General features: G+C 47.5%; 7 protein-coding genes. 5 read left to right on the top strand and 2 right to left on the bottom strand.

Annotated features, from left to right (window positions below; all coding sequences use genetic code 11):
- Positions 1-94 precede the first annotated feature (94 nt).
- The 4 genes from DL1_RS20275 (at position 95) to DL1_RS21105 (ending at position 3,451) form a co-directional block, all read left to right on the top strand.
- Positions 95-682: a hypothetical protein gene (locus DL1_RS20275; protein WP_038070104.1), complete on the top strand. Its 588-nt coding sequence runs from the start codon at positions 95-97 to the stop codon at positions 680-682.
- 323 nt (positions 683-1,005) lie between these two features.
- Entirely contained in the window at positions 1,006-2,085 is a 1,080-nt protein-coding gene (locus DL1_RS20270; protein ID WP_162178780.1) for a DUF262 domain-containing protein, read from the top strand.
- Positions 2,078-2,617, top strand: coding sequence for a HEPN domain-containing protein (locus tag DL1_RS21110; protein ID WP_051693728.1), 540 nt, complete (start codon positions 2,078-2,080; stop codon positions 2,615-2,617). The genes DL1_RS20270 and DL1_RS21110 overlap by 8 nt, the downstream gene beginning before the upstream one ends.
- A gap of 123 nt (positions 2,618-2,740) precedes the next feature.
- Positions 2,741-3,451 (top strand): HNH endonuclease, encoded by a 711-nt coding sequence (locus tag DL1_RS21105; RefSeq protein ID WP_162178779.1) that lies wholly within the window; start codon positions 2,741-2,743, stop codon positions 3,449-3,451.
- A gap of 284 nt (positions 3,452-3,735) precedes the next feature.
- Here the strand turns inward: DL1_RS21105 and DL1_RS20255 are convergent, their stop codons facing one another.
- On the bottom strand, positions 3,736-4,416 hold the full coding sequence (locus tag DL1_RS20255; protein ID WP_156022755.1) for a hypothetical protein: 681 nt from the start codon (positions 4,414-4,416) through the stop codon (positions 3,736-3,738).
- Between the two features lie 324 nt (positions 4,417-4,740).
- On the opposite strand from DL1_RS20255, the gene DL1_RS21765 reads away from it, so the two are divergent.
- Positions 4,741-5,469, top strand: a complete 729-nt coding sequence (locus DL1_RS21765) for a hypothetical protein (protein ID WP_143081784.1) — start codon at positions 4,741-4,743, stop codon at positions 5,467-5,469.
- A 173-nt stretch (positions 5,470-5,642) separates the two neighbouring features.
- Here the strand turns inward: DL1_RS21765 and DL1_RS20245 are convergent.
- The coding region (locus DL1_RS20245; RefSeq protein ID WP_051693726.1) for an integrase core domain-containing protein at positions 5,643-5,965 on the bottom strand (323 nt) is incomplete at its 5' end.

Here is a 5,965-nt window from a genome sequence, read left to right as displayed (position 1 = left end):
CTTCCAGCGCTGACTTCTGCAACAACGCCGTTCATCAGTGCCCTCTTTGAAATTTTCTTTTGATGCAGCACGGCGCGACGAAATCTCCAATCACATGACCGTAGCGCTTCGCTGGGATACATTGAACGATGAGGATTTGAAGACTTACGGCGGTGACTCATTGGGTAGCCGAACCTATTTCGCCAATGAACGGCTTTACGGCATCATCGCCAGATACGCGCTTGCGGCCTATCTTCGTGAGGTGCTTCGAAGCCTCAAGGAAACTCGTCAGTCCTTGTCGGCGCGTTCGAACGCGCGTCGTTCCACAAGTGAGGTCGAGAAGATTAGTGAGTTCTTCAGACGATCTATTGGCGTACCATCTATCGCGCGCGAAGTTTTGGCACTCTCCGAGAACGATGCATCGTTCCGGTGGAACGCCACAGGTTTTACGCAGCAAAGTCATCGGGATGAAGAAAAGCCATATGAAATTAAAGAAGGCCTGAAATCGTTTCTTGGTCGGCTCTCGCGGCAGCTTCTTGAAGAAGATCAGGACACCCGTGAATTCCTAAACCAGCTTTCTTCCGCTTTGGGCACCAAGGAAAGCATCGCGGCGCAGCGACGCATGGAAGGGGTTACCTTACTCGCATTGGTTGTAGCTGTGATTTCGATGGTTGTTGCGATCTACACAGCGTTAAACACATGAAGGTTTCCAGTCGCGAACGGAGCACATTTCGACCAGTCTATGTAATGTCTGCTTTGGTGAAGCTGCTCCGCGGCGTCGATCGCTGCGTTGAATGTACGTTCTGAGCCGATCTCGACGGTCCGAAAGGAAGGGCGGAGAGCCGACTTTCGCTGCGAACCGAACGAAGGTCTGCTCTTCGCCGCAGTGCCAATCGCGCTGTCAAACATCACAAAATGACAAGGGCATGACACATTACGTTGCAGGGAGTTTACCCAAGAGCTACGATCTTCCTGAGGTACAGTAGTCTGTGCCAAAGGCAACCGATTTATAGAAGTGGGCTGAGCGTGAGCGAAAGTGATGAAATTGAAATAGAATATTTGACGAATGAGGATGATGAGACTTCGACGGTCGAATTCAACATCGTTGTGACGTCAAGCGATTGGACCCTGGAACTGCTGGCCAGCAAGTTTCAAACCGGCGATATCATCATACCCGATTATCAAAGAAAATTTGTTTGGGATATTCGTAGAGCTTCTACGTTAATAGAGTCTTTTGCGATCGGTTTGCCCGTGCCACAGGTGTTTTTCTATGAGAATGCCGATGGGCAGCTTGAGGTAATCGATGGCCAGCAAAGAATCACTTCGATTGCCTATTTTTTTGAGGGCTTTTTCGGTGGTGAGGATTCGAACGGTAACAGGAAGGTGTTCAAGCTGAAGGGGCTTGAGCAAAGAAAGGATTTAGAGGGAAAATCTTTTGCTGAACTTGATGACCGCACCAAGCGTAGGATAAAGAATACCAGCTTGAGGGGTGTAACCGTTAAGCAGCTAACTCCTGAAGAAGAGCAGCCGGAAAGTGTATATCATATCTTCGAAAGATTGAACACTGGTGGTCAACCTCTCAATGCTCAAGAGATCAGGAACGCTGTTTATCGTGGAACCCTTTTGTCTGAGCTTGAGCGGCTAAATAAAGATGAAAATTGGCGAAAGATTTACGGAAAACCCGATCCTGACCCTAAACAGAGAGATATCGAACTAATTCTGAGACTTCTTGCATTTTACAAGAACACAGAAAACTATACCCCGCCAATGAAAGATTTCCTATCCAAGGAGATGTCGAAGAACAGGTCGCTTGATTCCGATAGATCAAAGGAGTTCAGCAACGTTTTTATTTCTGCGGCGGAAGCTGTCGTTGAGGCGTTGGAAAAACCATTTAGGCCCAGAGGGCTTTTGAATGCAGCTACATTAGAGGCAGTGATGGTTTCACTAATGGAGCAAGATTCCAGTACCATTCTATCAAAAGATAGCTATGATGCATTACTGAAAGACCATGATTTTAGGACTATGATAACCTCTAACACATCAAATATTGATAGCGTAAAATCAAGAAAGGCTATCGCAGATAAGATCCTTTTCGGGCATGAGTGAAGTATTAGATGAAAACTTCCAGCACATTCGCAGCTTGGCGCGGGACATTGAAGAAAAGCTGAATGGCACGTCCAGCGCCGAACAACGGTTGCGAAACGAAATTGCTGGAATGTTTGCTGTAACGATTGCAGCCTCTTATGAGGGTATCGTTAAAGAGACCCTAGTAAGTTATGCTGGCAGGTTTCATCCCAAGTACCGAGAACACATCGAGAAAGATTTTGATCGGCTAAATGCGCGGATATCTGTAGACAATTTAATATCCTACTCCAGACACTTTGGTCTTACAGAATGGTCAGGACATGGGGTGAAGAAGAATTCCACTACCTTCCATAAGATTCTTCAAGAAAGAAAGGTCGTGGTTGAGCGCAGATTTCGCACCGATCCTATAACCAGCTATAATAGTATTTTTGCTTGGCGGAACGCCTATGCCCATGAACGCACGACAACTGCTACATTCAGCGATGTATACGAGGCTCATAGGGTGGCCCAGTATGTCATCAGGTCTTTTGTAAAGGCGTTCGAGGTAGGGTGAATTTTTTTTCCACCGTATGCGAAGTATTGAAGATACTCAAGCGATACATAAAGTGAAGCAGTTATTCGTCGTATGGTGCTTCTAAGTCTGCTTTGGCGTAGGTTTCTGATATTGGACATAACTATGAATCGACCAAACACCAGACCCGATACCCTTTCAGATCTGCTGCAAAAAATTTCTCATACTGATATCGAAGAAGGGATCGCTGAGTATCAAGAGGCTGATGACTTGGACGCATGGATGAAGGGACTAAATGCAGGACCAAGCAGGCGGTACTTTCTAATCTGGCATGGTGCAATGCTTCATGCAAAAGCGATAGGCAAAGCAGCATTTCGTGCTAATAATATCCCTCATCAAAATTGGCATACCGACCCAATTATTGACATGCTAGAAAGCCAAGGGTTCGCAATCTGGGACGTTGAGCGAGACGGCGATTTTGATTACTCCGCCGCAAAAGCATACGAAACCGCAAGGCGTCTTGCGCGTCCGGGACAACTGCAATTTAGACGCGATGCCCTCGCTCTTTGGGACTATCGCTGTGCCATCTCTGGTACGAATCTGGACACAGTGCTGGAAGCGGCACACATCGTTCCACACGCACAAGCCGGAGAAATGCGGGCGGAAAACTCAATTGTCCTACGAGTAGACCTTCATCGGCTTTTCGACGCAGGTTTGATTGCTATAGACCCAAAAACTTTGAGCGTCACTATGCAACAATCTGTAAAGTCCGCTTATCCTGACCTACAGAAGAAGGTGCTGGAGCTTCCGGAGGGTGGGCCGTCCGCAACTAAATTTCAAGAACGTTGGAATGTGTTCAATGCAGGACAAGATTGATCAGCTGACCAAAGTTTGACAGCAACAGAATATCAGATTCATTAGGACTGGAGCAGATACAGGCGGGCTACAACACGTGCACCAATATTAGATTAGACAACAGTGCAATCCGGTGAGAAGAGTCGGCGCATTGCCGAAAGTCAGCGATCAGGAAGCCGAACTAAAAGGCTGGATAAAGTGCCTGTGCAAACTATTAAACGTCATAACGCGCGTTTAGCGAATGGCAGCTACGACGGGCCGCAGCGCAGCGCCCCAAAGGCACGATGAACGACAGCAATGGGCCGTCAACTGATATCTGGAAATTCCTGCCATCCAAGAAGCAAGTTTTCGGCACACAAGTGATCTGGCTCAAGTGAGGCAGTGGTCAAATCTCGAATTAACCAGTGCGCCCTCGACATCCATCGGAACATTATCTGCAACTCCGTCCAGGTCAGTTTTTTTCTGATGTCACCAAGTTCCACAGTGAGGTGAGCCTCATTGCCTTGGGGATGGATCTTCGCGGTGATCCCAATGAGTCCGTGACAGACGAGGTTCCTGGCGGATAGAGCTTCCCTAAGGTGAGAAACAAGAACATCTATCAGCCTTGAAGCCAACTCACGCTGTCCGTTGCGAGGCTGGATCTGGCCAGACCAGAGGTCAAGCCTCCGGGCGATTCCGTGGGCGGGCTTTGATGAACCTGAACCTTTAATCTGCAGCGCATCCAGGGACTCTGCCAATTCTCTTTCGATCTGCGACCATAAGAAAATCAGCGAGCCGATAGCCCCTTTCATCTGTTCAAAACTTACCGTTGTATTGTCATTGATCATCTTGTGATCAATCTCACTCCCATTCACGATCCGCACAAGAGCCAACAGCCGGCGAATATTCGGTTTGGTGAAGCTGCACCACGGCGTGAGCAGTTCCGGTGAATGACTGGAAGGTCCACTTTGCCGCCTCTCATTCCTCAAAAATGCCGCGCGATGCACGAACGACCGCTTCGAAGGGCAGCAACGCAGCATTGGGTCATCGACTGAATGACTGGTTTGGGCCGGGCGCGCAGGTCAGGCCGTCGCCTTCGCAAGGAGCGGAAACCGGAAGTTAGATGTGTTCGAAACAAACGGCAGTTATTAACAGAGATTGATCGCTGCGGACCCTAGGTCAACAAGTGAAATTTATCGCGTGACAGGAGGTGCGCAACTTCGCGAGGAAATTGTTTGCCCTGATACAGGTCAGGCATAACTATCGTAGATATCGCAAGTGTCTTCGCCATGCTAAAGCGTTTTAAAAAACACCCCAAGGAGTGCCGCAGTATGTCTAGATACTACAATTATGTCGCTGGAAGAACTTCTATTGATTTGAAAAGTGGAGGCAGAGCGGTTGTTTCAATTGAATTTAGAAAACACAGCGCGCTTATAATATCCAGGTGTTCCTTCTTGCAAAATCTGATCCAAGAAATACTATTCACTACCCATGGCGCAAATTTTTTTGATGCCAGCGCAATGGCTAGAGGTAACCCGAGCCCAAATGCAAGGATGGATTTTTTGTGCTCCACACATTATGGTCAAAATGATATTATTTTGTCTGAGGTGTTTTCGTACTCGCAAAAAATATTTCGCGATATTTACGGATTGCGGAACATCCTGGCGCACGAGATTTGGATGTCCTGTGATGATTATGCCTTTAAAACTCTTTTTTCAAAAATCGAAGAGGAGGAAAGAAAGCTAAAAATCGCAGGCAGGATTAAGTTTGATAGGGATAGTAAATCTATAGATGCTTACAATGCAATAGTTCGTTATATTGGTAAGATAAAGGTTATTGGTGTCGATGACCTCAAGCGTGCCATAGAGGATATAAATCTTTGCGAATGGATGCTAATGACTGTTAATCAGGTTCTTGGAGAGGATGACCCTCAAAAGAGAGACGATTTACGAAGATCCTTTCTCGTATTTGGTGGAACTTCGCATCTGTTCTCCGAAAGCCAAAAGGGCTTGACAAAAGTCGAAGTTCTGACCTCTAAAAAAAGCAGCATCTTTCGCTGATATTGCATTGACTTGTTTTTTAATAATTTATTTATCGTTTGCACTTGGTGCTAATAGTTGTCTTCTTCGTTGTGACCTACCCCAACATTTTGGACCATTGAATAGGAGAGCTTGTTCTAGTGTGCGCTGCTCCCCAAACTTGGACCGCCAGAAGCTGGATTTTTCCGGCTCTGTCACGATGACGGGCTGGTGACGCCATCGGGATAATGCATGGCAATAGGGACGTTGTATCCGATCGCGCTATGGGGTCGGTCTTCGTTGTAGTGTCTACGCCATTCTTCCAGCTTTTCGCGGGCGTCGGCAAGGCTCATGAACCAGTGGGTGTTCAGGCACTCCGACCGGAGCTTTGAATTGAACGCCTCGATGAAGCCGTTATCCGTCGGCTTTCCAGGCCGCGAGAAGTCCAGCGTGACGTCGTTGGCATAGGCCCATAGGTCCAGGTCACGCGAGATGAACTCGCTGCCATAGCACGTCAGGAAGCCGGCTGTTTTGTAAG

The sequence above is a fragment of the Thioclava dalianensis genome, from assembly GCF_000715505.1.
GTDB lineage: Bacteria > Pseudomonadota > Alphaproteobacteria > Rhodobacterales > Rhodobacteraceae > Thioclava > Thioclava dalianensis.
The sequence above is the reverse complement of the archived record's forward strand: the minus strand, read 5'-3'. Positions and strand labels throughout refer to the sequence as shown.

Bases quoted from the DNA above. Each gene is read 5' to 3' on its own strand.
- DL1_RS20275 (WP_038070104.1), top strand. From the start codon at position 95: ATGACCGTAGCGCTTCGCTGGGATACATTGAACGATGAGGATTTGAAG.
- DL1_RS21110 (WP_051693728.1), top strand. From the start codon at position 2,078: ATGAGTGAAGTATTAGATGAAAACTTCCAGCACATTCGCAGCTTGGCG.
- DL1_RS21105 (WP_162178779.1), top strand. From the start codon at position 2,741: ATGAATCGACCAAACACCAGACCCGATACCCTTTCAGATCTGCTGCAA.
- DL1_RS21765 (WP_143081784.1), top strand. From the start codon at position 4,741: ATGTCTAGATACTACAATTATGTCGCTGGAAGAACTTCTATTGATTTG.